This window comes from Colwellia sp. F1 (assembly GCF_056238625.1).
Genome location: NZ_JBWDLI010000011.1, coordinates 1 through 24,176, shown reverse-complemented (window position 1 = coordinate 24,176; position 24,176 = coordinate 1). Strand labels below are relative to the sequence as shown.

The 24,176-nt window shown below is 38.8% G+C and carries 17 protein-coding genes and 1 riboswitch; of the genes, 11 read left to right on the top strand and 6 right to left on the bottom strand.

Features of this window, described 5'->3' with window-relative positions:
- The first annotated feature begins 197 nt into the window (after positions 1–197).
- The 3 genes from nrdG (at position 198) to AC0UA9_RS11635 (ending at position 3,447) form a co-directional block, all read left to right on the top strand.
- Positions 198–770: an anaerobic ribonucleoside-triphosphate reductase activating protein gene (gene nrdG, locus AC0UA9_RS11645; RefSeq protein ID WP_475660251.1), complete on the top strand. Its 573-nt coding sequence runs from the start codon at positions 198–200 to the stop codon at positions 768–770.
- Positions 757–2,535, top strand: coding sequence for an anaerobic ribonucleoside-triphosphate reductase (gene nrdD, locus AC0UA9_RS11640; protein WP_475660249.1), 1,779 nt, complete (start codon positions 757–759; stop codon positions 2,533–2,535). The genes nrdG and nrdD overlap by 14 nt, the downstream gene beginning before the upstream one ends.
- 150 nt (positions 2,536–2,685) lie before the next feature.
- Positions 2,686–3,447, top strand: coding sequence for a substrate-binding periplasmic protein (locus AC0UA9_RS11635; protein ID WP_475660247.1), 762 nt, complete (start codon positions 2,686–2,688; stop codon positions 3,445–3,447).
- 83 nt (positions 3,448–3,530) lie between these two features.
- Here the strand turns inward: AC0UA9_RS11635 and AC0UA9_RS11630 are convergent, their stop codons facing one another.
- Positions 3,531–5,141, bottom strand: a complete 1,611-nt coding sequence (locus AC0UA9_RS11630; RefSeq protein ID WP_475660245.1) for an FG-GAP repeat domain-containing protein — start codon at positions 5,139–5,141, stop codon at positions 3,531–3,533.
- A gap of 151 nt (positions 5,142–5,292) precedes the next feature.
- Here AC0UA9_RS11630 and AC0UA9_RS11625 point away from each other — a divergent pair, with 151 nt between their 5' ends.
- The 6 genes from AC0UA9_RS11625 to thiE all read left to right on the top strand — a co-directional run bounded on the left by AC0UA9_RS11625 (position 5,293) and on the right by thiE (position 14,236).
- On the top strand, positions 5,293–7,692 hold the full coding sequence (locus AC0UA9_RS11625; RefSeq protein WP_475660244.1) for a fatty acid cis/trans isomerase: 2,400 nt from the start codon (positions 5,293–5,295) through the stop codon (positions 7,690–7,692).
- Between the two features lie 487 nt (positions 7,693–8,179).
- Positions 8,180–8,277: riboswitch (TPP riboswitch) on the top strand.
- Between the two features lie 82 nt (positions 8,278–8,359).
- The gene (thiC, locus tag AC0UA9_RS11620; RefSeq protein ID WP_475660242.1) at positions 8,360–10,405 is read left to right on the top strand and encodes a phosphomethylpyrimidine synthase ThiC; all 2,046 of its coding nucleotides are present in this window, start codon (positions 8,360–8,362) and stop codon (positions 10,403–10,405) included.
- Positions 10,406–10,432: 27 nt separating this feature from the next.
- Positions 10,433–11,611: an FAD-dependent oxidoreductase gene (locus AC0UA9_RS11615; RefSeq protein WP_475660240.1), complete on the top strand. Its 1,179-nt coding sequence runs from the start codon at positions 10,433–10,435 to the stop codon at positions 11,609–11,611.
- Complete coding sequence (thiS, locus tag AC0UA9_RS11610) at positions 11,608–11,820, top strand: sulfur carrier protein ThiS (RefSeq protein WP_475660238.1); 213 nt, start codon at positions 11,608–11,610, stop codon at positions 11,818–11,820. The genes AC0UA9_RS11615 and thiS overlap by 4 nt, the downstream gene beginning before the upstream one ends.
- Before the next feature lie 5 nt (positions 11,821–11,825).
- A complete protein-coding gene (locus AC0UA9_RS11605; protein ID WP_475660236.1) occupies positions 11,826–12,620 on the top strand; it encodes a thiazole synthase in 795 nt (264 codons plus the stop codon).
- Positions 12,617–14,236, top strand: coding sequence for a thiamine phosphate synthase (gene thiE, locus AC0UA9_RS11600; RefSeq protein WP_475660234.1), 1,620 nt, complete (start codon positions 12,617–12,619; stop codon positions 14,234–14,236). Before AC0UA9_RS11605 ends, thiE begins: the two co-directional genes overlap by 4 nt.
- Here the strand turns inward: thiE and AC0UA9_RS11595 are convergent.
- From AC0UA9_RS11595 to AC0UA9_RS11580, 4 genes are all read right to left on the bottom strand, one after another.
- Positions 14,225–17,293: a PqiB family protein gene (locus AC0UA9_RS11595; RefSeq protein WP_475660233.1), complete on the bottom strand. Its 3,069-nt coding sequence runs from the start codon at positions 17,291–17,293 to the stop codon at positions 14,225–14,227. The genes thiE and AC0UA9_RS11595 overlap by 12 nt on opposite strands.
- On the bottom strand, positions 17,283–17,951 hold the full coding sequence (locus AC0UA9_RS11590) for a paraquat-inducible protein A (RefSeq protein ID WP_475660231.1): 669 nt from the start codon (positions 17,949–17,951) through the stop codon (positions 17,283–17,285). The genes AC0UA9_RS11595 and AC0UA9_RS11590 overlap by 11 nt, the downstream gene beginning before the upstream one ends.
- The gene (locus tag AC0UA9_RS11585; RefSeq protein ID WP_475660229.1) at positions 17,935–18,561 is read right to left on the bottom strand and encodes a paraquat-inducible protein A; all 627 of its coding nucleotides are present in this window, start codon (positions 18,559–18,561) and stop codon (positions 17,935–17,937) included. Before AC0UA9_RS11585 ends, AC0UA9_RS11590 begins: the two co-directional genes overlap by 17 nt.
- 128 nt (positions 18,562–18,689) lie before the next feature.
- Positions 18,690–19,598: a c-type cytochrome gene (locus tag AC0UA9_RS11580; protein WP_475660227.1), complete on the bottom strand. Its 909-nt coding sequence runs from the start codon at positions 19,596–19,598 to the stop codon at positions 18,690–18,692.
- 324 nt (positions 19,599–19,922) lie between these two features.
- Here AC0UA9_RS11580 and yihA point away from each other — a divergent pair, with 324 nt between their 5' ends.
- Positions 19,923–20,531, top strand: coding sequence for a ribosome biogenesis GTP-binding protein YihA/YsxC (gene yihA, locus AC0UA9_RS11575; protein ID WP_475660226.1), 609 nt, complete (start codon positions 19,923–19,925; stop codon positions 20,529–20,531).
- Between the two features lie 39 nt (positions 20,532–20,570).
- Here the strand turns inward: yihA and AC0UA9_RS11570 are convergent, their stop codons facing one another.
- Positions 20,571–21,248, bottom strand: a complete 678-nt coding sequence (locus tag AC0UA9_RS11570; RefSeq protein ID WP_475660224.1) for a PilZ domain-containing protein — start codon at positions 21,246–21,248, stop codon at positions 20,571–20,573.
- A gap of 950 nt (positions 21,249–22,198) precedes the next feature.
- On the opposite strand from AC0UA9_RS11570, the gene AC0UA9_RS11565 reads away from it, so the two are divergent.
- The gene (locus AC0UA9_RS11565) at positions 22,199–23,962 is read left to right on the top strand and encodes a hypothetical protein (protein WP_475660222.1); all 1,764 of its coding nucleotides are present in this window, start codon (positions 22,199–22,201) and stop codon (positions 23,960–23,962) included.
- The last annotated feature ends 214 nt before the right edge of the window (positions 23,963–24,176 follow it).

The following is a 24,176-nucleotide window of genomic DNA, read 5'->3' as shown; positions in this document are numbered from 1 at the left end:
CCAGGCTCCCGCCCCCTTTACCCTGCCCCCACCTTTCAATAAACACTATATGTTGTGCTAATACAGGCAGCAAGCACAATATATAGTGATCCATTAGAAAATAGTTAGCAAATCATTGTTCTTGATCAACTAAGCAAAACAACAAAGTACTATATATTGTGATTAAAGATAAAACAAACACTACATATAGGTATTTTGTGACATTTAACTGTATTCCTCCATCTGTTGTATTTCAAGAAGTCCCTGACGAAATCAGCCTATGCTTTAGTATTACGGGTTGTAAAGTTGGTTGCAAAGGCTGTCATAGCACAGAGCTATGGCATGAAAACAATGGCGAGCCATTAACAAACAAAATCTTTATTCACTGGCTTAATCAATATCTAGGACTAATTAGCTGTGTCGTATTTTTTGGTGGTGAATGGCAACCGCAACCGCTGATTGACAAGCTAATTATCGCTAAAGAATATGGCTTAAAAACTTGCCTATATTCAGGTGAAAAACACATCGATATTCGTATTTCACAGCACCTACACTTTTTAAAAACGGGTGCCTGGCAAGCCGAACTAGGCGGTTTAGACAGCCTTACCACTAACCAAGTTTTTCGTGACCTAGTCACCGGCAAAAAGCTCAACCGTTTATTTATCAACAATAACGCTGGTCACTCACAACAGAAGGTAAGTTTACCAGCCAATAGTTTTTCAAAATCAAGTTTCACCAATAGCTCAATCACTCTCTCAACAAAAAAAGGAACAAACCATGTTGCGTCTTAATGAAAACCAAATAAATAATAAAAAAGATTTTGTCCAAAATTATTTTTTAGCTAAAAATGCGGCCGATGGCTCTAAGATGGATGCCAATGCCAACGTTAGCCACAAAAATATAGCCACCTTAGAAGCAGAGCTATTAAAAGACTGCTTTGTGCAAATAAACCGTGCGCTCGTACAAGATAAAATAAGAGAAACCTTTAACGACCAACTCGCTGATGAATACTTGCGACAAATTGAAGCACATGAAATATACGTACACGATGAAACCAGTTTAAAGCCTTATTGTACGTCAGTCAGTATGTATCCTTTTTTACTCGACGGCTTAACTAAATTAGGCGGCGAGTCGAAAGCACCTAAGCATTTAGAGTCGTTTTGTGGTTCGTTTGTTAACCTTATTTTTGCTATTTCTGCTCAGTTTGCTGGCGCGGTGGCAACGGTTGAGTTTTTAACGTATTTTGATTACTTTGCTCGACTTGAATACGGTAATGATTATTTAACAACGCATACCAAGGCGATCGAAAACCACCTTCAACATGTGGTTTATGCAATTAACCAACCTGCTGCGGCGCGTGGGTATCAAAGTGCTTTTTGGAATATTTCACTATTCGACCAACATTACTTTGCCGCCATGTTCGACAATTTTGTTTTTCCTGACTTTAGTACACCAAACTGGCAAACCGTAGCGCAATTACAACAGTTTTTTTTAACTTGGCTAAATAAAGAACGAGAGAAGTCAGTATTAACTTTTCCCGTAGTTACCGCAGCTATGCTTACAAAAAATGGTCAATGTAAAGACCGTGACTTTGCTCACCAATTAGCAGAGCAGAAAGCCCAAGGCAACTCATTTTTTATTTACTTGTCAGACAGCCCAGACTCCCTTGCCTCCTGCTGTCGTTTGCGTAATGAAATTTCTGATAATACCTTCTCTTATACACTGGGTGCTGGCGGTGTTGCCACAGGTTCAATTAATGTTATTACCTTGAATATGAACCGCCTTATTCAAGATGGCCGTGATTTACAAACAGAAATTGAGAAAATTCAAAAGTACCAAGTTGCTTACCGTAAGCTTATGGAAGACTACCAAGCCAAAGGCGCATTATCTGTTTACGACGCTGGCTTCATTAGCCTAGACAAACAGTTTTTAACCATTGGCATAAACGGCATGGCAGAAGCAGCCGAATTTAAAAACATTAAAGTTAACAACAACCAAGCCTACAAAGACTTTGTTAGCAGCCAGCTTAAAGTCATTTATAAAGCAAACCAAGCCGCCAAAAAACAGTATGGTTATCTATTTAATACCGAATTTGTGCCAGCCGAAAACTTAGGTATTAAAAACGCCAAATGGGATAAAAGGGATGGCTACCGAGTGCATCGTGATTGCTATAACTCTTACTTTTATTTAGTCGAAGACGACAACACCAACCACTTAGATAAGTTTGTTTTACATGGTAAAGAAATTACCCAATACTTAGACGGAGGTTCAGCACTACACTTAAACTTAGATGAGGCATTATCAACTCAAGCCTACTTAAAGCTATTTAACGTAGCAGCTGCAACTGGCTGCAATTACTTTTGTACTAACGTAAAAATAACTATTTGCAATGACTGTGAAAAAATAGATAAACGCACTTTACTTCATTGTAACGCCTGTGGCAGTGCTAACATTGACCATGGCACACGTGTTATTGGCTATTTAAAACGGGTTAGCGCATTTAGCCAAGGCCGACAACAAGAGCATGCCTTACGTTATTACCATATAAACCAATAAAAAATAACAACTGTTCAAACAAAGATTTATTATTATAAATTAACATAATACACTAGCCTATTATCGGTATACTGCTATCTATAGGCTACAATAATACCAGTAAGTAGCATGTCGCTCTACCACTGATATTTTAAGGGTGTTTAAACAAGCATGGATAGTATTAAGTTAAATTTTTTCAAAGTGTTGATTACTACTTTCATGCTTATCAGTAGTCACAACATTGTGGCTAGAGACATTACAATTGCCACAGTGCATGTAAGTAGCAGGGGGTATTTTGATGAAAATGGTTTACCCAAAGGCAGCTCGTACGATATTGTAAACCGTATCGCAAAAGAAGCTGGTTTAACGCATTATAATAACTTAGTTCCTTTTGGCAGAATAATCTCTTACTTAGAGACTGGCAAGGTAGACCTAGCGTTACTAGTGCCAACGGCTATAGTGAAAAAGGTAGCGATACCTTTTTTATATATTCAAGATGTTAACTTTATTCTTGTCGGAAAAGCAAACACACAAATAAAAAGCTTAGCTGATATTCAAGGTAAAAGTGTTGGTTACCTCCGCTTAAGCCCTAGCGCTAAAAAGCTCATTGGCCACCTCAACAATATAAAAATTGAGGGAACTAAATATACGCACCTGATTGAAATGTTAATGCGCGATAGAGTTGACGTGTTATTTGGCCCTCAATCCAATATTTATTGGGCATTAAGAGAGCTAAGCTATTCTCCTAGACAACTCGGCACTCCATTGGTATTGGAAAAGTCGGCAATGCACCTGGTTTACTCTAAGAAAACTGTCGATGAAAAGACAATATCAATATTAATTGAATCGGCTAAAAAATTAAAAGAAAATAACACTATTCAAGACATTATCAATACTTATAATTATACAAGTACAAAAAATAACAGTTTTTAGCACCCAGGTAATTTGCCCTTCAGTGAGCTCATTAAAGGCACACATCAACCCGAAAACTTCTACTGGCCATGGTGTTGAATACTTTACTGCGCCATAAGTATAGTTATTTTATTTGCCATATGCTTGTCGTCTAAACGACCATAACGCATAACAAAATCAGCTTTACCGTCATGGTTTATATCATAATGTTCAAATAACTCACCATTTTTAGGCAATAACACTTTGTAATTGTTTGCACTTCGGTTAAACCGCTTGCTGCTGTTGTTACCTAAATATATCGATAACCTTTTTTTGCCTGACGATAAGATTAAATCTTGCCGGCCATCACCATTGACATCGGTTAGCAGTACAATGGGTTGGCCACTTTGCCCCGACGTTAAGCTAAAGCTTAACTCAACCTCTTTACTAATTAGTGCATCTTTTTCGTAACGGTTGTCATTATTAAGCGCAAATAACAGAACATTTTGATCTATGCCGCCTGAGAGTAATGCTCCAATAATATTACTAACACTGAGCTTAAATGAAGACAGTAGCACTTCAAACCGGTTATCGTTATTTACATCAACCACCTTTAACCCAGTTAAAGTGCCATCTGCTTTAATCACAGTGCTAGGCTGGCTAGGGAAAGCAAGTTGATTTTTTTTGTTGCGATAACCCAAATAAAACTCATAATCGTTGCTTCGTTCCAGTACGCCTGAGCTTTGTGAGAAACGCACAATAATATCGACTAAACCATCCCCATTGATATCTTTTATTTGCTCAACAACCCGGTGGCTTAAATTACTTTGGTCTGGGCTTTCACCATCTGGCTCTCTTATTTGCCACCAATTTAACCCAGAAATAGTATCAGCCAAGGTAATTTGGTCTGCTTGAGCAGAAAATTTACCTACAGCATTTTGGCTAAAAAAATGAATTTTCCCTTGAGCAACCCAAGCAATATCTTGGCGCTGATCCAGATTCAAATCGGTATAAAACAAAGTTGTTGGTACAAAGGTAACCCCATCCCTGCTTAAATCGACTTGGGCTTGAATACTTAAGTGCTGCACGGCTGCAATGGGGGAGTTTTTTGAAAAAAGCCATAGGTTCGTTCGGTCAAAGTCAGGAAGGATAATATCATCGACACCATCTTGATTGATATCTTGTATGAACTCTTTTTTAGCAAGAAAGTTGGATTGATTAAGTAAATAAATAGAGCTGACTGCTTGTTTTTTTTGCAGATACAAGCCAAGCGGTACACTGTTACTCGCCTTAGAATCAGTGTCTGCGTTAGCGCCATCATCTAACACTACTTTGCCACTATACTTAAGTGAAACTACCTTGTTTTTAGCGAGAAAATATAAGCCTGCTTTGTTTTTGCTTACATCAAAGGCAAAATATTTATCGGCTAAGGGCATTTTATCTAATAGTATAAAATCATTTATTTTAGGGTTAAAAATATAAACAGCCAACCAAGTTTGCTGTAATTCATCTATACCAATAACCACTAGTTCATCTATTGCCGGTGCTTCGTTAGTCACTATTTCGGCAGCAATTACCGGTAAAGTTACTTTGAACGGTACGGTAATATTGTATTGCTGAAAACTCAGCTTATCACTGAACAGCTGACTTGAGTTAGCCAGAGTAGGCATAGTAATAAGCAAGGCAAATAGCAGCGCCTTGGCCAATATAAAACTTGCTAACAGTCGAGAGTACATAACCGCCCTTGATAAATTTATACGCCTAGTTATTGAGTTTAACCAAGTTAACTAAGAATAGAAACCATTAGCAGTAACCTTAACTTACTTTACATAAATTACTAACACTTCTAAAATTAAGCTTTATTGCTCAACCTTTTTTAGGATTTTTATGCGCCAACATCATTGGTTATTCCTCGCCTTACTTATTTCAGGGTGTGCCACCCTAGGCCTACTTGAATACGATAACCACTATGGCAGCGCACAAGTTGATAATCGCTTATCGGTTAAACCAGCCACTAGTGAGCAAAGTCGTCATTTCAACCACACTGTAAAACCGATTATTGAAAACCGTTGCGTTGTTTGCCATGGTTGTTTTGATGCGCCATGCCAACTAAAAATGGAAAACCTTGCCGGAATAGAGCGCGGCGCAAACAAAGCAGTGGTCTATAATGGTGAGCGCTTACTTACCGCTGACAACTACCAAAGTATCAGTACCTTAACACCGCATAATAAAGCGCAGTTGGCGTCATTTCGCCAGCAAGGTTTTTTTCCTGTGTTAAATGAACGACAACAAACCTCTGACGCAAATACTAATGCAGGTTTAATGTACCAAATGTTACTGCTAAAACAACAACACCCGTTACCTAAAGCAACACTGTTGGACGATAGCTTTGATCTCGCTTTAGACAGAAAGCAACAATGTCCAACTATAGAAGAGTTTGAGCAATATAAAAAAAATACCCCGTTAGCAGGCATGCCTTATGGGCTACCAGCATTAAATAAAAACGAACATCAACAGTTAAGCGCTTGGCTAGCTGATGGCGCTCGATTACCCGAGCCCAAGCCAGTTAGCGCCAATGAACAAACGCTTATTAACGCGTGGGAGACTTGGTTAAATAACCCTGACAAAAAACAGCAGCTGGTTTCACGCTATTTATTTGAACATTTATATCTTGCTAATTTATACTTTGAAGAAAATAGTCAACGTTATTTTAAACTGGTGCGCTCAAGTACCCCGCCGGGTGAAGCTGCAGCTATTATTGCTACGCGCAGACCGTTTGACTCCCCTTTTAATATCAATGCAAATCAAGCAAAAGCGCAAGAGCAAGAGCAGCAAACTGTTTATTATCGGCTACTGAAAAGTCACGATACTATTATTGCTAAACGTCATATGCCTTATCTTTTTGATTTAGCTAAGTTAACCTATTTAAATGAACTGTTTATTACACCAAGCTACCAAGTAACAAAGTTACCCAGTTATCAGTTAAAACTGTCAGCAAACCCGTTTATCACTTTTCGGGATATTCCAACCAAGTCACGGTATATATTTCTACTAGATCAAGCCCAGTTTTCAATCATGAACTTTATTAAAGGCCCTGTGTGCCGAGGTCAAATTGCGTTAAACGTAATAAATGATCATTTTTGGGTATTTTTCACTAACCCAAATTATATTGATAACTTTCAAGCAGAAAGCTTTATTGACGACAAAAGTGATTTGCTACAATTACCTGCAGCCACCAGTGATAAAGCTATATCACTGTTATATTGGCGCTCTTATGCCAAGCGCGAGCAGGCCTATGTAAAAAGTAAACTTGATTACATGAAGCAAATTAACGTCAAAAAAAGCGATATAGATTTAAACTTGGTTTGGTCTGGCGACGGCAACCCTAATGCAAGTTTAACCATTTTTAGACATTTTGATAGCGCTTCAGTTTTACAGGGGTTTATTGGTGAAACGCCAAAAACAGCATGGTTTATTACCTACCCAATACTCGAGCGCATTCATTATTTGTTAGTGGCGGGTTTTGATGTCTATGGCAATGTAGAACATCAACTAAAAACCCGTTTATACATGGACTTTTTACGTATGGAAGCCGAAAGTAACTTTATCGCTTTGCTGCCCAAAAAAGATCGAAAAGGTGTCTATGAACACTGGTACAGAAATACAACGGGTGATCTTAAAGAGTATATTTTTTCAGATTATTTTTATCAATTACCCGAAACAAATATTAACTACCAAACCAGTAACCCCAAAGAGGAATTATTGCAAAAAATCGCTAAACATACAGATAATGTTGGGGTAAATAATTATAATTTAACCAACACTGCCAACAAGTATACGCATGAATCGACCTTATTACGTCTTAATAATATGGTCGGTGAGTCCGTCTCAATTTTGCCACAAATTAGTTACCTTATGGTGAATACTAAAAAGGGAGAGCAGGTCTACACCTTAATTAATAATAGTGCTCATACCAATGTTGCCCATTTATTTTTAGAAAGTAACCGACGTATGCCTGCTGAAGATAATTTAACCCTAGTTTCAGGTGTGGTAGGCACTTATCCCAATGCGTTTTTTCAAGTAAATGAACAACAACTGGACGATTTTGTTAACACATTAAAGCAGATAAAAACCGAACAAGATTACAGCCAATTAAAAGATAAATATGCGGTACGTCGCACTAGCCCTAACTTTTGGCAATATGCTGATAAATTACATGCGTGGTATAGCAAAAATCAAGCTAACTCTGCTGGCTTGTTAGACTTTAATCGTTTAGAAAATCGTTAAGGCTCAACCACAAAATAAAAAGTAGCCGCTGGTTATTCATTAAAAGCTGATCTTGATCAAGTACTTGAGTAAATTACTCAGGTACTATATTACTGTTTATCATTGTTAATTATTATTTAGTTGGAGTTTTATATGAGTTGTTGCGGCGGCTGTGGCGGAGAAGGCCACGAAGAGAAAAAAGAACAAGAGCAAGCAGTAGAACAGTCTGCTGAGAAAAAAGCAGAAACAACGGAAAATTAATATTGCTAAAGTACTCTTAAAAAAGCCGCTTAATTTTAGTGGCTTTTTTATTGCCTATACTTGATACACAGCTGAATATTGCTCAATGTCGTACACAAGCAATAACAGCAATACGGTTGTTTATTTTTATACCTCCCCTCTTCCTTTGTTACGCGCGATTATCTCTTCTTATTTTTTTAGCTTGCTTATTACATTGCCCTCGCGTTAGAATCTTGCCGCGTCACTAGTGTAATTAAACAGCTAGTAACGCAACTTGTCGGAGTGCCAAAGGCTGAGATCGCGTAAGCGGGATCCGTAATACCTGAACAGATTAGTATCTGCGTAGGGAACAAGAGAAGGCTGCGGCTATACCTATAGCTTTCTTCATTACACACCTTTATTGTTGTCATTCCGCTTCTTTTTTAACGTATTAAAATAGGTAGCGACCATGAACGATCAATCACAAAAAATATCTACAAACACTAAATTAGCAAGCCAATCAGAAACGGCAACCAAGCCTAAACAAAATAGACGTGAAAAACGTGCTGCTGCTGAAGCTTTTTTAAAAAATGTTTCAGACCAATCTTTTCCTAACTCAAAAAAGATTTATGTACCCGGTAAAATTCACGACATTCAAGTAGGTATGCGTGAAATAACCTTAACTGACACCTTAGTTAGCAATAACAAAGACAAGCCCATTTATGAGAAAAACGAACCGCTTTGTGTTTACGATACCTCGGGCTTTTATACCGACGAAAATGTTGAAATAAATGTACATAAAGGTATTCCGCGTTTACGTGAGGCCTGGATTGATGCCCGTAATGATGTTGAATGCCTGAGCTCAATTACCTCACAATACGCACAACAACGTTTAGCCGATGAGCACGTTGACCAAATACGCTTTAATCACTTACCCAAAATACGCCGCGCTCTTAAAGGCAAAAATGTCACCCAAATGCATTATGCGCGCCAAGGAATCATCACCCCAGAAATGGAATACATTGCCATTCGTGAAAACCTCAAGCGTGAAGCCGTAAAAGACAGTATTTTATTGCAGCAGCATCAAGGGCAATCTTTTGGTGCTTCCATTCCTCAGCAAATAACGCCTGAATTTGTCCGTGATGAAGTAGCGCGCGGCCGCGCTATTATTCCTGCCAATATCAACCACCCTGAAACTGAGCCTATGATTATTGGCCGTAATTTTTTAATTAAGGTTAATGCAAATATTGGTAATTCAGCCGTCACCTCGTCCATTGAAGAAGAAGTTGAAAAGCTTGTTTGGTCAACGAAATGGGGCGCTGATACCGTGATGGACTTATCAACAGGACGTAATATTCATGAAACCCGTGAATGGATTTTACGTAACTCGCCCGTACCTATTGGCACTGTTCCGATTTATCAAGCCTTAGAAAAAGTCAATGGTATTGCTGAAGACCTCACCTGGGAAATTTTTCGCGACACCTTAATTGAACAAGCTGAGCAAGGCGTTGACTATTTTACCATTCATGCTGGCGTGTTATTACGTTACGTACCCATGACCGCAAAACGCGTTACTGGCATTGTTTCTCGTGGTGGGTCTATTATGGCAAAATGGTGTTTAGCGCATCATAAAGAAAACTTTTTATATACGCATTTTGAAGACATTTGTGAAATATTAAAACAGTACGATGTGTCTTTTTCGCTGGGCGATGGCTTACGTCCCGGCTCTGTTGCTGATGCTAACGATGAAGCACAATTTGCTGAATTACACACCTTAGGCGAGCTGACCAAAATTGCTTGGCAACATGACGTGCAAACAATCATTGAAGGCCCAGGGCATGTACCACTACACATGATCAAAGCCAATATGGACGAGCAACTTAAGCATTGTGGCGAAGCACCTTTTTATACATTAGGCCCGTTAACCACTGATATTGCACCGGGTTATGACCATATTACCTCTGGCATAGGTGCCGCTAACATTGGTTGGTACGGTTGTGCCATGTTGTGTTACGTCACGCCAAAAGAACATTTAGGTTTGCCTAACAAAGACGACGTCAAAGCGGGACTGATCACTTATAAAATTGCTGCCCATGCCGGAGATTTAGCCAAGGGTCATCCAGGCGCACAAATTCGTGATAATGCCATGAGTAAAGCACGTTTTGAATTTCGTTGGTACGACCAATTTAATATTGGTTTAGATCCGGAAACAGCCAAAGCTTATCACGATGAAACTTTACCAGAAGAGTCTGGCAAAGTAGCCCATTTTTGCTCTATGTGCGGCCCTAAATTTTGCTCTATGAAAATATCTCAAGAAGTACGCGATTACGCCGCAGATCTAGAGTCAGGTAACAAAATAGCCATTCAATTAATCGATGAAACGATTGTTTTAGACTCAGCACAAACAACCACCGCGCAAGCTATTGATAAAAAATCTTATATTGAGCAAGGTATGGCTGAAAAGTCAGCTGAATTTAAAGCAACAGGCAGTGAGATTTATCATGGCGTTAAATAAAAACATATTATTTAATAGGCAAAAGCAATGAAAGTAGCCATTGTAGGTGCAGGGTTAATGGGCAGACTATTAGCCTTGTCATTGCATCGCCAAGGCGAGTTTGAGGTGTCTTTATTTGATAAAGACACCAAGCTAGCGCATAACAGTGCCGCTTACGCCGCTGCAGGCTTGTTAACACCTTTGGGCGAGTCGCTACATAGTGCCCGCAATATTGTTGAAATGGGTTTTAAGTCTTTGTCTTTATGGCCAAAAATACTGGCTAGTTTAGACGAATATACTTTTTTTCAGCAAACTGGCGCCATTATGGTGAGCCATGAGCAAGACACCGGTGATTACCTACATTTTATTCGTCATTTAAACAATAATTACCCTGCACAATGCCAGCAAACATTAAATCGTGCTCAGTTAACAGCGTTAGAGCCAGAATTAGGGCGAAGGTTTCACCAAGGTTTGTACTTGCCGCAAGAAGGACAAATAGGTAATCGTCGCTTATTAATTGCTTTACAAAAACAGCTTGAGCAAGCCGGTATAAACTGGCTTAGTGAAACACTCGTGACTGCAATACAGGTTAATCACAACCAATCAACGCTGTCTTATAAAACGCACAGCCGCTTACAAAGCCAGTGTAATAGTGAAACCTTTGATTTAGTTATTGATTGTCGCGGTACTGGTGCAGCCTCTAACAAGGCTAATAATGGCTGTGCGCCACTGGCAGATTTACGCGCAGTGCGCGGTGAATTGTTTCAGTTATTCGCACCCGATGTACATTTGTCACGCCCTATTCGGTTAATGCACCCAAGGTACCAACTGTATATTGCGCCAAAAGGAAAAGGATTTTATGTGGTTGGCGCAACAGAAATTGAAAGCAATGACCAAGGAAATATGACCGTACGCTCAGCGATGGAACTCTTAAGTGCCGCTTATAGTGTACACCCGGGGTTTGCTGAGGCTAATATTCGCCAACACATTAGCCAATTGCGTCCCGCTTTTAGCGATAACCAACCGCAAATAATGGTGCAAAACTCGTTAGTACACATTAACGGCCTATTTCGTCACGGCTTTTTAATTGCCCCTGTGGTGTTACAACAGGCGCTAGCGGTGATCAATAACCTTAAAAACGGTGCTAACAAAACGCTGCCGTTCACTGATTTATTAACCACAAAAAATCTCTCTACTCATTACAGCAAAGAAGCCAATATCTCATGAATATTCATATTAATGGTCAAACATTTTCACTTACCGACCCAACAAAAAACACCATCAGTACTGCACTTAGCCTTTATTTTAAAGAGCCCCAACACAGTACGTTTGCTGTCGCACTTAATGGTAATTTTGTTGGCCGTGAAGCATACAACCACACCCTAGTTAACCCAGGGGACAGTGTTGATGTACTTTTACCCATTCAAGGTGGTTAGTAGTAATGTCGCTTAATATCTACGGTAAAAACCTCAATAGCCGCCTACTTATTGGCAGTGCGCTTTACCCTTCGCCAGAGGTTATGAAACAAGCGATACTCGCCAGCGGTTCACAAGTGGTGACTTTGTCGCTAAAAAGGCAAAACCCTGGTGAACAATCTGGACAAAAAATATGGCAATATTTACAAACCATAGTACAACAAGTGGAAGGCAATTTACTGCCAAATACTGCCGGTTGTAAAACCGCAAAAGAAGTCATAACGCTTGCCCAAATGAGCCGAGAAATTTTTCAAACGAACTGGCTTAAACTTGAAGTGATTGGCGATGATTATAATTTACAGCCCGATCCTATCGAGTTACTCAGTGCTGCTGAACAATTGATTAACGATGGCTTTCAAGTACTGCCCTATTGCACCGATGATTTAGTACTGTGCCAACGCTTATATGATTTAGGTTGCCAAGTGATTATGCCTTGGGCGTCACCCATTGGCACAGGTAAAGGCTTAATGAACCCATATAACCTAGAAACTATTCGTTTACGTTTACCTGAGGCCACGCTGATTTTAGATGCAGGCATAGGCAAACCGTCTGATGCCTGTTTAGCCATGGAAATGGGTTACGACGGTATTTTACTTAATAGCGCTGTGGCATTAGCCGATAACCCTGTGATGATGGCAAAAGCATTTAGCCAAGCAATACAAGCGGGTGAACAAGGCTATGTTGCAGGGATTATGACACAAAGACAAACAGCCCATCCGTCAACACCTACATTAAACACCCCTTTTTGGCACCAACAATGACCACTACAATGAAACAAAAGCCGATAATTTGGACTATTTCTGGCAGTGATTGCTCAGGCGGTGCGGGTATTGCTGCCGATATAAAAACTGGCCACAGTTTAGGGGTTGAAGTATGCACATTCATTACAGCGAATACCGTGCAAAACTCAAGCCAATTAATTTCGGTTAACCCTGTTACGGCTAATGTTTTACAACAACAAGTTAACGCGCTTATTACTGATAAGCCGCCTAGTGTCATCAAAATTGGCTTGTTAGCAGATCTAGCACAAGTACTCTGGTTAACGGCTGCTTTACAGCGATTAAAAAAAGAGTTGCCACAGTTAATTGTTGTTTACGACCCTGTTGGCCAAGCGAGTGTGGGCGGTAGTTTCAATCACGTGTCGGTCACTATGTTAACGCCTTTGCTAACGCTGGTTGATATTATTACGCCTAACATGAGCGAAGCGCTATTTTTGACCAGTAACACTTCACTCGCACCAACAGAGCAACACAATATTAAAGCACTTGCCAAGAAAATTTTTCAACGTTTCGCAGTCAACAGTATTATTATTAAAGGTGGGCACAGTAATGACAGCAACTATTGCAGTGATTATTGTTACCACCAACTTAATCAAATAAAACAAGACAACCAAGCAAATGAACAACAAGCCATCGTATATCAATTGCGCTCACCTCGGTTAAAAAGTCATTATAGCCATGGCGGTGGTTGTAGTTTTGCCACAGCGTTAGCTTCATTTTTAGCGCTAGGTTATTTAGTGCGTGACGCCTTCACGTTAGCGAAAGCGTTTATCAACCAAGGTTTAATAGCAACGACGCAAATCAGCGCCATGCACAATCATCAATATTACGGCGCGTTTGAGCAATTAGCTTGGCCACTTTTACCGACTGGGTCACAAAATCAATCAGCTGCGCTCACCAACACCTTACCGCATTTTCCCCGTGTTGTTGACGCTATTAGCCAACAATATCAAACGTTACCTGCCTTTGCTTCGCTCGATTTACACGGTGAAAAACTCGGGCTTTACCCCGTTATTAACTCAATATACTGGTTAAAACGTTTATTGCCGTTAGGGTTAAATATTATTCAGCTAAGAGTCAAACATTTATCAAGCGAACAACTTGAACCGATTATTATTGAAGCAATTCACTTGGCAAAAAATTATAAAACCCGATTATTTATTAATGATTATTGGCAATTGGCGATTAAGCACGGCGCTTATGGTGTGCACATTGGGCAAGAAGACTTAGGCAAAGCTGACTTAAACAAGATACAACAAGCAGGCTTGCGTGTTGGTATTAGTACTCATGGTTGCTATGAGTTTTTACTTGCGCAGCAATTACAGCCGTCTTATTTAGCGATTGGGGCAATTTTCCCAACAAAAACTAAAGACATGACAGGGCAAATTCAAGGGATTGAAAATTTATGTCAGCTCTTAGCATTACGGGCATCGCTCTCTAAACAGCAAATACCCGTGGTGGCTATTGGTGGTATTAGCATAGCGCGAGCACCACAAGTGCTAGCCACTGGCGTGGATAGTATTGCCGTTGTTAGCGCCATTACCGAGTCAGACAATCCGGAGCAAGCAGTCGCCAAGATGACTAAACTATTGATCTAGTAATATTTTCGGCTGCCACTCTAACCAGTCTGGCTCAACATTTGGGTGTAAAATAAAGCTATTTTGCCCGATTGATTGCCCTTTTTTTGTCGTGCTAGGCGTGGGCGTAGCAAAGGCAATACCGCCCGAAATCAAGGTTTCGATCGATTCTGAGTCAATATTTATCCCTGAAAAAATACCTGCTTCAATATTAATGCCGCTGGTATTCCAAAACTTACTCTCCCTGCTTACTAAGGGAGCATAACGTTTAGCAATGTTAATAAAAACATCAACCGTGTCAGCAGTAGGTGATAAATCAATACCAATAACTTCACCTACTTTTACTTGACGATACAGCACCGGGTTACCAACACGCACCGACCCTAAACGCTTAGCGACTAACTTAACATTTAAGCCATAAGGGCGTTTGGTAGTCGTTGGTGGTAAGGCAAGCGCTTCAAATGTTGTTTGTTGTTTACTGTTTTTATCGCCAACGTTATCACTAGGTAAAAGAGTAATAAAAGCGCCGTCAAATAACGAGGCTACATTTTTTGAGCCAACCAAGCCAATTTCAGGCTCAACCAGCCAAAACTTAGTGCCTTGTTTCGCATATTTAGCCCCAATATCGTTTAAGAGTATTAATGCGGTCACAAACGGCTTTTCCTCATTAAAGATTAAACGGGTAACCGCGCCTATTTTTTGCTCTTGATACACCACGTTCGTTTTAACTTTCAGGCCTCTAAAGTCATTAAAATTAATACTAATTGCTAAACCAGCATTTTTTGCCTGCTCAAAATGTTCAAATAATTCAAAACTGTCGAGCTCTTTTACTTTAGCGTAGCTAGGTTGGCTTTCATCTGGGTTATAAAAACTAATGCCCCCGCGCAAAATAGCATCAACAGACTCTGTTTTTACAACAAAGTCACTTAAACCGCCACTCAGCATTATGCCACCAGCATTATAAAAACGCGTGTTCGCTTGAATTAAATTTTGATGCTCATCATCAATGGTCACATTAAGGTGAACTTTATCCGTTTTTTTGTCTAATGCGACATTATCTACTTGCCCAACAACAATACCACGGTAACTGATACTACTACCTGCAGTAGCCACACTGGCCGTGTCTGCCAACAAGCTTAATTGCAAACCGGGCGCGCTAGCAGGTTTTGCTGGTGCAGAGGTTAATAAGGTAAATGCAGTTTTGGGTGTTGGGTTGTCTGTATTTACAGAAAAAGTGATATAAGCCCCGCCTAATAATGCCTCGGTATCTGTTGCACCCGACAAGCTAAGGTTGGGTTTAGCTAACCAAAATTGGGTGTCAGCACGTAGAATATGTTCATACTCTGGTAGTAAACCTAAGAATAATTTGCTTTTTTCTCCTTCAGTTTCAATGGCGTGAATAGCACCAATTTCTACCCCACGGTGTAACACACGTGTACTGGTATTTACTTGTTCACTCGCGGCAACAGTTAAGGTAAAGCTCACGCGTTGCTCTGCTAGTTTTTTATTGGCAAATAAATGAAACCTATCTCCATTAACAACAGCATTATCATTTGTGTCCTTAGCTAAGTTAATAATAGAAAGACCACCGGTTAACATACTTTGCAGTGATTTTGCTTCAACATCTACCCCTAGTAAACTGGCCTTTACCTTTAATCCTGAATTATTATAAAAGCGACTCGTTGACCTAACATAATGTTGATACTTTTCTTCAATATGAATATGGATTAAATGTTGCTCTGCGCCTATCGTATCAACCGCTTGCACACTGCCAACCACTTGCTGCTTCACATAAATATTACTACCAGCTTGCAATGAGTGGCGGTCATTCGCTTCAATAATTAAGTGTAACCCAGGCTCAGTATATAAATAAGGTGGTTTACTACTGAAAACCTGAAACTTATTGGTAGGCTTGCCCTGTAAAGAAGGTCGAATATTGATATAAGTCCCTGTTATTAATGCTTTAGCATTTGTAACCCCCGTTAGGTCAATACGCGGCGACGCCAAGTAAAATTGCGACTGTTCAGTTAAATAAGGCACAACACGTGGGTTAACATTAGCTTTTGCTGTTATTTTTCTGGTTTTAGGGTCTATTTTACTAAAGGACTCAATCGCCCCTATTGTGACTCCTTGATATACAATAGCCGCATTACGGTCAACCTCTGAGTCCCAATCAAGCGTTAGTTCAATAGTATGCCCCATTTCTGCTGCTTGAAAGTCTTGGTGTAATGGGAAAACATGCCCATTTTTAGCCACGGGGCGTTTTTCTTGATAACTTAATGTGTCTACTGCAATACCGCCAGCTAAAATAGAGCCTAGTGAGCCTGTATTCACCTTTAACCCTGCTGCAATAGACGCACTAACCTGTACACCGCTTACATTCCAAAATAGCGAATTTTCTTTAATTAAATGGGCGTACTCTTGCTTAATAAAAATATTAATATTGATATCTTCACTTGCTTCAACATAGTGATAACTCGTGACATAACCAATTGGAATTTGCTTAAAAGTAATCGGTGATTCTTCACTAATAGAGCCTAACACACTGGCTTTTAAAGTAAGGTGCAAGCCTGGTGTGGTCATATCTAGCTGAGGGGCTTCGTCTAATGCAATAAAGTGGTCTTGGCTGCGGGTATTTTTGTCCATATCGGGAATTATATTGATATAACTCCCTGACAGCAGTGTGTCTATTCCTGAGATACCTTGTAGTGAAATATCAGCACTGACTAACCAAAACTGTGTGTTTTGGGTTAAGTATTGTGCAAAAGATTGCGACATTTCTACTTCAGCAATAACAGACTGTAAATCGTCTGATGGCTCCACTTTGCTGACGACACCGGTTACTAAACCTTTATAACGTACTTCCGTTTTTTTCGGGACAATACCTGCGCCATTTTCAAATTCAATGGTGATCAAAACACCTTGTTCAGAAATTGCTTTCACGCCCAGCCAAGCACCAAAAATTAGTGCTATGAGCGGGATAAACCAAACAGCTGAAATACCCTGGCGCGGTACAACTTCAGCAGAAGCTATGCTATTGTCCATTTTTTTATCACCGAATGCTTTATCAGTCGTCATTATGTTTCCTCAACCTGACTGGGTTTTCACTATTATGCTGCTTGTCCCACAACAAGCGAGAGTCAAAGCTATTAGCTGCTATCATGGTAAATATTACCGTTAAGGTAAAGTAGTTAATTGCTGGCCCTGCTGCCACCGAAGTAATAAAGCCCAATTCAACGACCGCCACCAATAAGGCCACGACAAAAACATCTAGCATTGACCAAGGGCCTAGAAACTCTAACATATGATAAAATTTACTGTGCTTGTCAGCACGCAACCTTACCCCAGTGTAGGCTCGGTAAACCAGTACAAATAGTCCTGCAATTTTTAGTAGGGGCACAATAATACTTGCGGTAAAAATGATGATGGCAATGGGGTATAAACCGTGGTCAATAAATTGCCCAATACCTGAGAGAATGGTCGAGGGTTCACCAATGCCAAGTGAGTATATAATCATAATTGGGTAAAGGTTTGCGGGGATAAACGCAATTAATGCTGCAACATTCCACGCTAATGTATATTGTAAACTACGAGGGTTACGCTGATAAAAGAAACCACTGCAGCGAATACACTGTATTTTTTTATTGCGATGAATACCCGTGAGCGCATTCACTTTGTGGCATTTAGGACAAAGCGCTAGGTTGTTGTTTTTGGCGGTTTCAATCAACAAACTCATCCTCCAGCCTTTGCCAAATATAATCTTGATCTAACGTTGCTGCCGCCATAGTAGAACTGATAAGCCATAAAATAAAAGCCAGTAGCCCCATATTAATGGTTAGCTCAGTGTCATCAAGTAATTTATACATAGAAACAACAATACCTAGCATAAACACGTTGAGCATCGCCCAATTATCTAAATGGTGAAAGGCACGAAAAAAATTTAACAGTGATGGTTTTAATTTATTAAACTTAAAGCTGTAGGTAATATAAAAAGAGCCTGCTAAACGTACGATGGGAACGGCAATTGCAAACAGAAAAACCAATACGGCAATCATATAAAAACCACGGTTAATCAGTGCTATGATACAGTCAAATAAAGACGCGTTGTGATACTGCCCGACTAAACTTACTCCCATTATAGGAAGAAAGATCGCGGGTAACAATAACAATAGGCCTGCCATAGACCAATGGTAGCTACGCTCAATTGAATTGACTTTGCGCTCTGTCATTGTACTACCACAACGTGTACACTTCGCGCTTTGGCCTTGTTTTAACTCAGGCTTTTTATAAAGCGCATCACATAATTGACAGGCGATTAATTGCTTCGTGTTAATATTATTGCTCAAGTGACCTGCTTAATTATCCTGTTTAATGATAGAAACAATTTAAATAATTATTTTACACGACAAAACAAAAAAGCAGCAATAATTGCTGCTTTTTAGCGATATAATACCCATGAGTAAATGATGCCTAACTATTTAAGAGAAGACATGTACTTCACTAACTCTTCAATATCAGTATCAGACAGTTTTATCGCTATATTACGCATTATTTCATTAGCGTCGTTACCACGGCTACCATCTCTAAATGTTAATATTTGTTTTTTTAAGTAATCTGCATTTTGCCCAGCAACAGCAGGAAAACCTGCTTGCGCCATCCCTTTTCCTGCTACACCATGACAAGCAACACAAGCGGTGATTTCTTTACCTGCATCACCACCAAAATATAATTTTCGGCCAATTTCACTTCCTTCACCAGTGCCTTCGGTACTGGTTTGCACAGCATAATACGCCGCTAGGTCATCCATATCTTTTGCACTTAAGCCTGCCACCATGCCAGCCATAACGGGGTCTACACGCTCACCTGATTTAAAATCAGCTAATTGTTTAGCCAAGTAGTTAGCACTTTGCCCAGCCAGCTTAGGGTACATTGAAATTGCACTATTACCATCAGTACCGTGACAAGCAACACAGGTTCCTGATTTTTCTTGCCCCGCTTTTACATCGCCGGCATAAATGGCTTTGGCTGACGTTGATGTAACCACTGCAACATTAGTTGTAGCGGAGGCTGTTGTTGCTCCACCGTCTGCTGCACTTGCCGTAGCTTTTGCAACGCTACGTGGTAAACCTGAAAAGTGTGCAGCTAAATCAGCCATATCTTGCTCTGATAAGTTAGCTGCCATTGGCGCCATCATCATATCGGTACGAGCACCTGATTTAAAGTCTGCTAATTGTTTTATAAGGTACTCGGCTTGCTGACCAGCAAGGTTAGGGTAAATGTCTGCCGGACTGATACCAGAAGCACCATGACAGGCACTACATACAGCAGATTTTGCCTTACCTGCTTCAGCATCTCCTTCTACAGCAACTGCTGTATTGAACATACTTGCCCCTAACAAAAGTGAAAATATTATTTTTTTCATTAAATTGCTCTCTGCTTGTCGTTGAGTAAATTGATACTATATAAAATATAAATTATGAATAGTAGACTTATGGTTATTAGACTATAAGTTGGCATATAAAACTATGCTGCGACTTATCGTTTACAATAAATCTCAAAAAATTGACAGCATTTTACACGAATCTGTGCTGTGTGTAACATATTCTGCTAAATATTCCTTGAAAATCTACATTTTTAACACTTTTCTTAATTATTTTATCCAGAATAACGCTATAATAACGCTATATTTTTATTCAGAGTTTATCCCTTGTCTTCTACCACTATACATTTAAGTAAGGCCACCTTTACCATCAGTGCGCCAGATATTCGCCGATTACCAGCAGATAGCGGTATCGAGGTCGCTTTTGCTGGCCGCTCAAATGCGGGTAAGTCGAGTGCATTAAATACACTAACAAACCAAAAGAGTTTAGCACGAACCAGTAAAACACCTGGGCGTACTCAACTGATTAATGTTTTTGAAATTGACGACAATAAGCGTTTAATTGATTTACCCGGCTATGGCTTTGCTAAAGTGCCCTTAGAAATGAAAAAGAAGTGGCAAAAAGCACTAGGTGAATACCTGGAAAAACGCGAAAGCCTTAAAGGCCTAGTGGTGTTAATGGATATTCGTCACCCATTGAAAGACTTAGACATGGACTTAATTCAATGGGCCGCAGATAGCGACCTACCTGTTTTGGCCTTGCTCACCAAGTGCGATAAATTATCGCAAGGTAAACGTAGCGCCGAAGTCCTCAAAGTAAAAAAAATATTAGCGCCCTTAAATGCCGATATTAAAGTACAAGCATTTTCATCGTTAAAACGCACCGGCGCTGAACAAGCCGACGCTATTATTAGCCATTGGTTTCAAGCAGAATAGCTGGTAATAAAATGCAAGAAAAAAAGAAAACTAGCAGCCTTAGCTGCTGCCTGTTTTAATAAACAATTGCTCTAGTAGTAGCGGTAATCGCTCATGATCTTCTAAGAACTGAATACCTACGCTCACCACACCTTGGTCGTTGCGACTATTACAAACTTGGGCTGATATTTTCATTTCAACCCCTGTTGAATCTTGCAAACAAACAAATATTTTACGTTTATTAACATTCGTTCCTTCACTGCTACTTTTAAATAAAAAGCCACAACCCTTGAGGGATATATCACTTATCGCACCGTTAATTTTTATTTCTTTGGTAATATCGTCTTCCTCAACCATGATCATTGCCGGAATATGAATACTGGTTCTTTGTTGCGTTCTCAGCTGACGGTTTTCTATTTTTGTAGGGTACTCAAGAAAAATAAACTTCTCAGGAAATGTAGTAATACTTCTAATAGCAGAGCGAAAAGCAAAACACTCACCTTTATTACCCTCCATTAAATAACGTGCTATCACAACATTACCATCCACTAATACATCTTTGTATTGCAATGTATTCATAGCCTTAGGGTATTTCAATATAATATACTTTCCTAACTCATAACCCACTAAGGCCAGCTTTAAGCGTAGAGGAACAGGATGGTTTATTTGCAGGTCTATCACTTTACCGGGTTGAAGTTCAAATATTTGGGGTTTTTCTTTAGGTGTCAGGTATGTCATGTTGTCCCTATCAAACGACCATTCATTAATAATTATACAAAATAATATAATCAATGCAGGTGAAGTTTACAATATGTAACTTGGTAATATAATTAGGAAAATTTCTATCAACACAACTACAAAACCATTTGAACAAGCTTTATTGACAATATAATATGGCGCAAAAACATGGTTATTCTAATATAAATTGCTACCGTTATGGGGATGGGCACAAAAGCCCTTTATTCCACCGATAAATAATAACCTTAAAGCTTTATTCTTGAATTTCAGGCAAAAAAAACCAGTAGCAAGGCTACTGGTATATGTAAGCTATGGGGAAGCTAGAATAAATTATTACAATAAGTGTTCGTTTAGGAACAAAACCATTATAGAGTAAGAGCTCTATAAATGTAAAGCATTAATAGTATAAATACTCTATTTTTTAATTAAGTTACCTTTGTGCAACATGTATCTTTTGTGTTTTAAACTGCAATTACGATAATAATACGGTGCACCTTGCAGGCTTATTTGTTGCTTGCTTGGCATAGCTATAATCAAAAGCCTCTTAACTATGTAGGTGATTTAACCTTAGTTGAGAGGCTCTAATGTAATAATTAACAGTGAGTGCCCGTGTTAATTATAAATATACGGCGCTATAGTGCGTTTATGCATACCCCTTCATTTGCATCGGCTCTGCTATGTAAGTTAAAAAACTCTGATTTTATAAATAGCCTTATTTATCCCCTTGAACACAGCATCACTTGTTTGCACACTTTCAGCAGAAAAAGTGTAAATTTATTGTGTATTAAATTGTTTTCGATTGTAATACGAAAATAACCACTTGAAATAAATACATTAAAATTATAGATTACCAAGCAATAAATTAAATATTAGTTGGTGGTACCTTGCACAAAAAAGGTTTTTATCCAGTCTAATAAGCTGTTATACCTAAAGAGAAGTTGTCAGTCAGGATGAGATATAGAAAGCTAGATAAATGGGATGCTCCAGAAACTTCAGTAAATTTATTATTTTTTGCGCAACTTCTAGATGAGTTGTTCTTTGATTTTTCCCTAGATACATATAAACCCTCGGCTATGAATTCTAGCCTCCTTTGTGAAGAAGCACTTGAAGTAATCGAGGAAATAGAAAAAGGCAATATCAAAAGACCTAACTTACAACATGTCCTCGATGAACTATGTGAGAACTTAGGGCGAGATCCTGTTACTAAAGAGTTGTTAAGTATTAGTTTAAAACAAATTAATTCTGTTCTAAAAGCCCCTAAGGGGCCTGACACCGAAAAGAAAGTTATAGTTGAGTTAATTTTAAGACAAATTTATTTAAAGAAATATAAGAAGAAAAATGAAGAGTTGCTTAAGCAAGCAATAAAAAGTGATAAAACTGATTTCAGGTCAATTAGAACACTTACAAGAAGTTACGCAACAACGTTAGTAAATCTTGGTTATAGCTTTGAGTACATAAGCGAGGTAACTCAGAAATTTTTTCACTATGATAAAAATAGAATTGCAGGTAACGCTGCTGTTGATGATTTTTTGGATGTTTTTTCTGGAAAACCGCACGAATTTACAATAATTTTTAAGTTCTCTGACACTGTCAAACATTACAAAAAATCATTTGATTCATTCAAGATTGAATTGTTAGATGATCTCAGTGGTATAAAAGCCAATCTATCAAAACACAACTTTAGTAAAAACTCAGATCAGACCTTCGCTTGCTTGAAAGAAATTAAAGCTAGAGATGTAGTTTCTGCTAAAAATAAAGCAGAAGAATTATTGGAAATTCTAAGTACAATTTTCAGTCTGTTTCATCATAAAGAACAAATAAACTGGTTATCTGATTGTTTGATAATTAATCACACAGATAACACAGTTGAGAGATCAAGAAATAAAACGAATGCGATGCACAAATGTGAAGATCAAAAATTAGTCAGAGCTTCTAAAAATGCTAATGATTTTCTATCTGAATTTGGATTGGAATCAAATTCTTTTAATGTATTCACTAGATCAGCAGAATTACACTCATTGGCTTTAAACAGTGATTCTAAAGAAAACCAAATGCTAAATTTATGGATAGCATTAGAATCAATTATTCCAGCAAGTCACGATGACAAAATTTCAAACATCGAGCATATAATTAACAGTGTCACGCCATTTCTGAATCTTATGTACTATCAAAGGCTAGTAAGCCGGTTTACAAGTGATTTATATAACTGGAATAGAAAAGAAACGAGGAATATTTTAAAAGGTATTTCGGGAGAAAACTCTACAGTTAAAGTTGCAAAGTTATTAGCATTAAAATCATATGAACCGCAACGTAAAACCTTGGTTGCTGCATTTAAAGATTTTCACCTTCTCTTGGATAGGTTTAATTATCTATGTTACGTGTACTCAAGTCCTAAAAATATGCATGATGGTCTTGCTTCACATAAGTTAAGAGTAGGTTGGCAAATAAGGCGTATTTACAGATCTAGAAATCTTATAGTTCATAGTGGTAATACACCTAGTTACACTGAAATGTTAATTGAAAATATCCATGACTATTTAGATGCAGTAATGAATAGAATTATTCAACTTGGTTCAAAGACTGGAAAAATAATTAGTATTGAACAGGCTTTTAAATATACAGCGATAATGAACTCTATGATGATACAAACCCTAAGTGTAAAAGGGGCTACATTTGATGACGAATCAATAGAAAAATTGTTTGGTGAAATTTAGGTATAACAAGCCATTCAACAGGACAAAATACAGTTGGCTATTTTCGTTCCTCAAATATTTTCGCCAACTTTATTTTGCCCGTTAATAGGGGCGTTGGTATGACTCCCCACGTCAAGTTAAACCATAAAAATCTCTGCTTTTTTTCGAGCCATATTCGCTTTATGTTTAAAAAATGAGTTAACGCAGTAGATGAAGCAAGTAATTTCGTCGGTTA

Bases quoted from the DNA above. Each gene is read 5' to 3' on its own strand.
- thiS (WP_475660238.1), top strand. From the start codon at position 11,608: ATGAATATTCATATTAATGGTCAAACATTTTCACTTACCGACCCAACA.
- thiE (WP_475660234.1), top strand. From the start codon at position 12,617: ATGACCACTACAATGAAACAAAAGCCGATAATTTGGACTATTTCTGGC.
- AC0UA9_RS11625 (WP_475660244.1), top strand. From the start codon at position 5,293: ATGCGCCAACATCATTGGTTATTCCTCGCCTTACTTATTTCAGGGTGT.
- AC0UA9_RS11630 (WP_475660245.1), bottom strand. From the start codon at position 5,141: ATGTACTCTCGACTGTTAGCAAGTTTTATATTGGCCAAGGCGCTGCTA.
- nrdD (WP_475660249.1), top strand. From the start codon at position 757: ATGTTGCGTCTTAATGAAAACCAAATAAATAATAAAAAAGATTTTGTC.
- AC0UA9_RS11595 (WP_475660233.1), bottom strand. From the start codon at position 17,293: ATGACGACTGATAAAGCATTCGGTGATAAAAAAATGGACAATAGCATA.
- AC0UA9_RS11615 (WP_475660240.1), top strand. From the start codon at position 10,433: ATGAAAGTAGCCATTGTAGGTGCAGGGTTAATGGGCAGACTATTAGCC.
- AC0UA9_RS11635 (WP_475660247.1), top strand. From the start codon at position 2,686: ATGGATAGTATTAAGTTAAATTTTTTCAAAGTGTTGATTACTACTTTC.
- AC0UA9_RS11580 (WP_475660227.1), bottom strand. From the start codon at position 19,598: ATGTTCAATACAGCAGTTGCTGTAGAAGGAGATGCTGAAGCAGGTAAG.
- thiC (WP_475660242.1), top strand. From the start codon at position 8,360: ATGAACGATCAATCACAAAAAATATCTACAAACACTAAATTAGCAAGC.
- AC0UA9_RS11570 (WP_475660224.1), bottom strand. From the start codon at position 21,248: ATGACATACCTGACACCTAAAGAAAAACCCCAAATATTTGAACTTCAA.
- AC0UA9_RS11565 (WP_475660222.1), top strand. From the start codon at position 22,199: ATGAGATATAGAAAGCTAGATAAATGGGATGCTCCAGAAACTTCAGTA.
- AC0UA9_RS11590 (WP_475660231.1), bottom strand. From the start codon at position 17,951: ATGAGTTTGTTGATTGAAACCGCCAAAAACAACAACCTAGCGCTTTGT.
- AC0UA9_RS11605 (WP_475660236.1), top strand. From the start codon at position 11,826: ATGTCGCTTAATATCTACGGTAAAAACCTCAATAGCCGCCTACTTATT.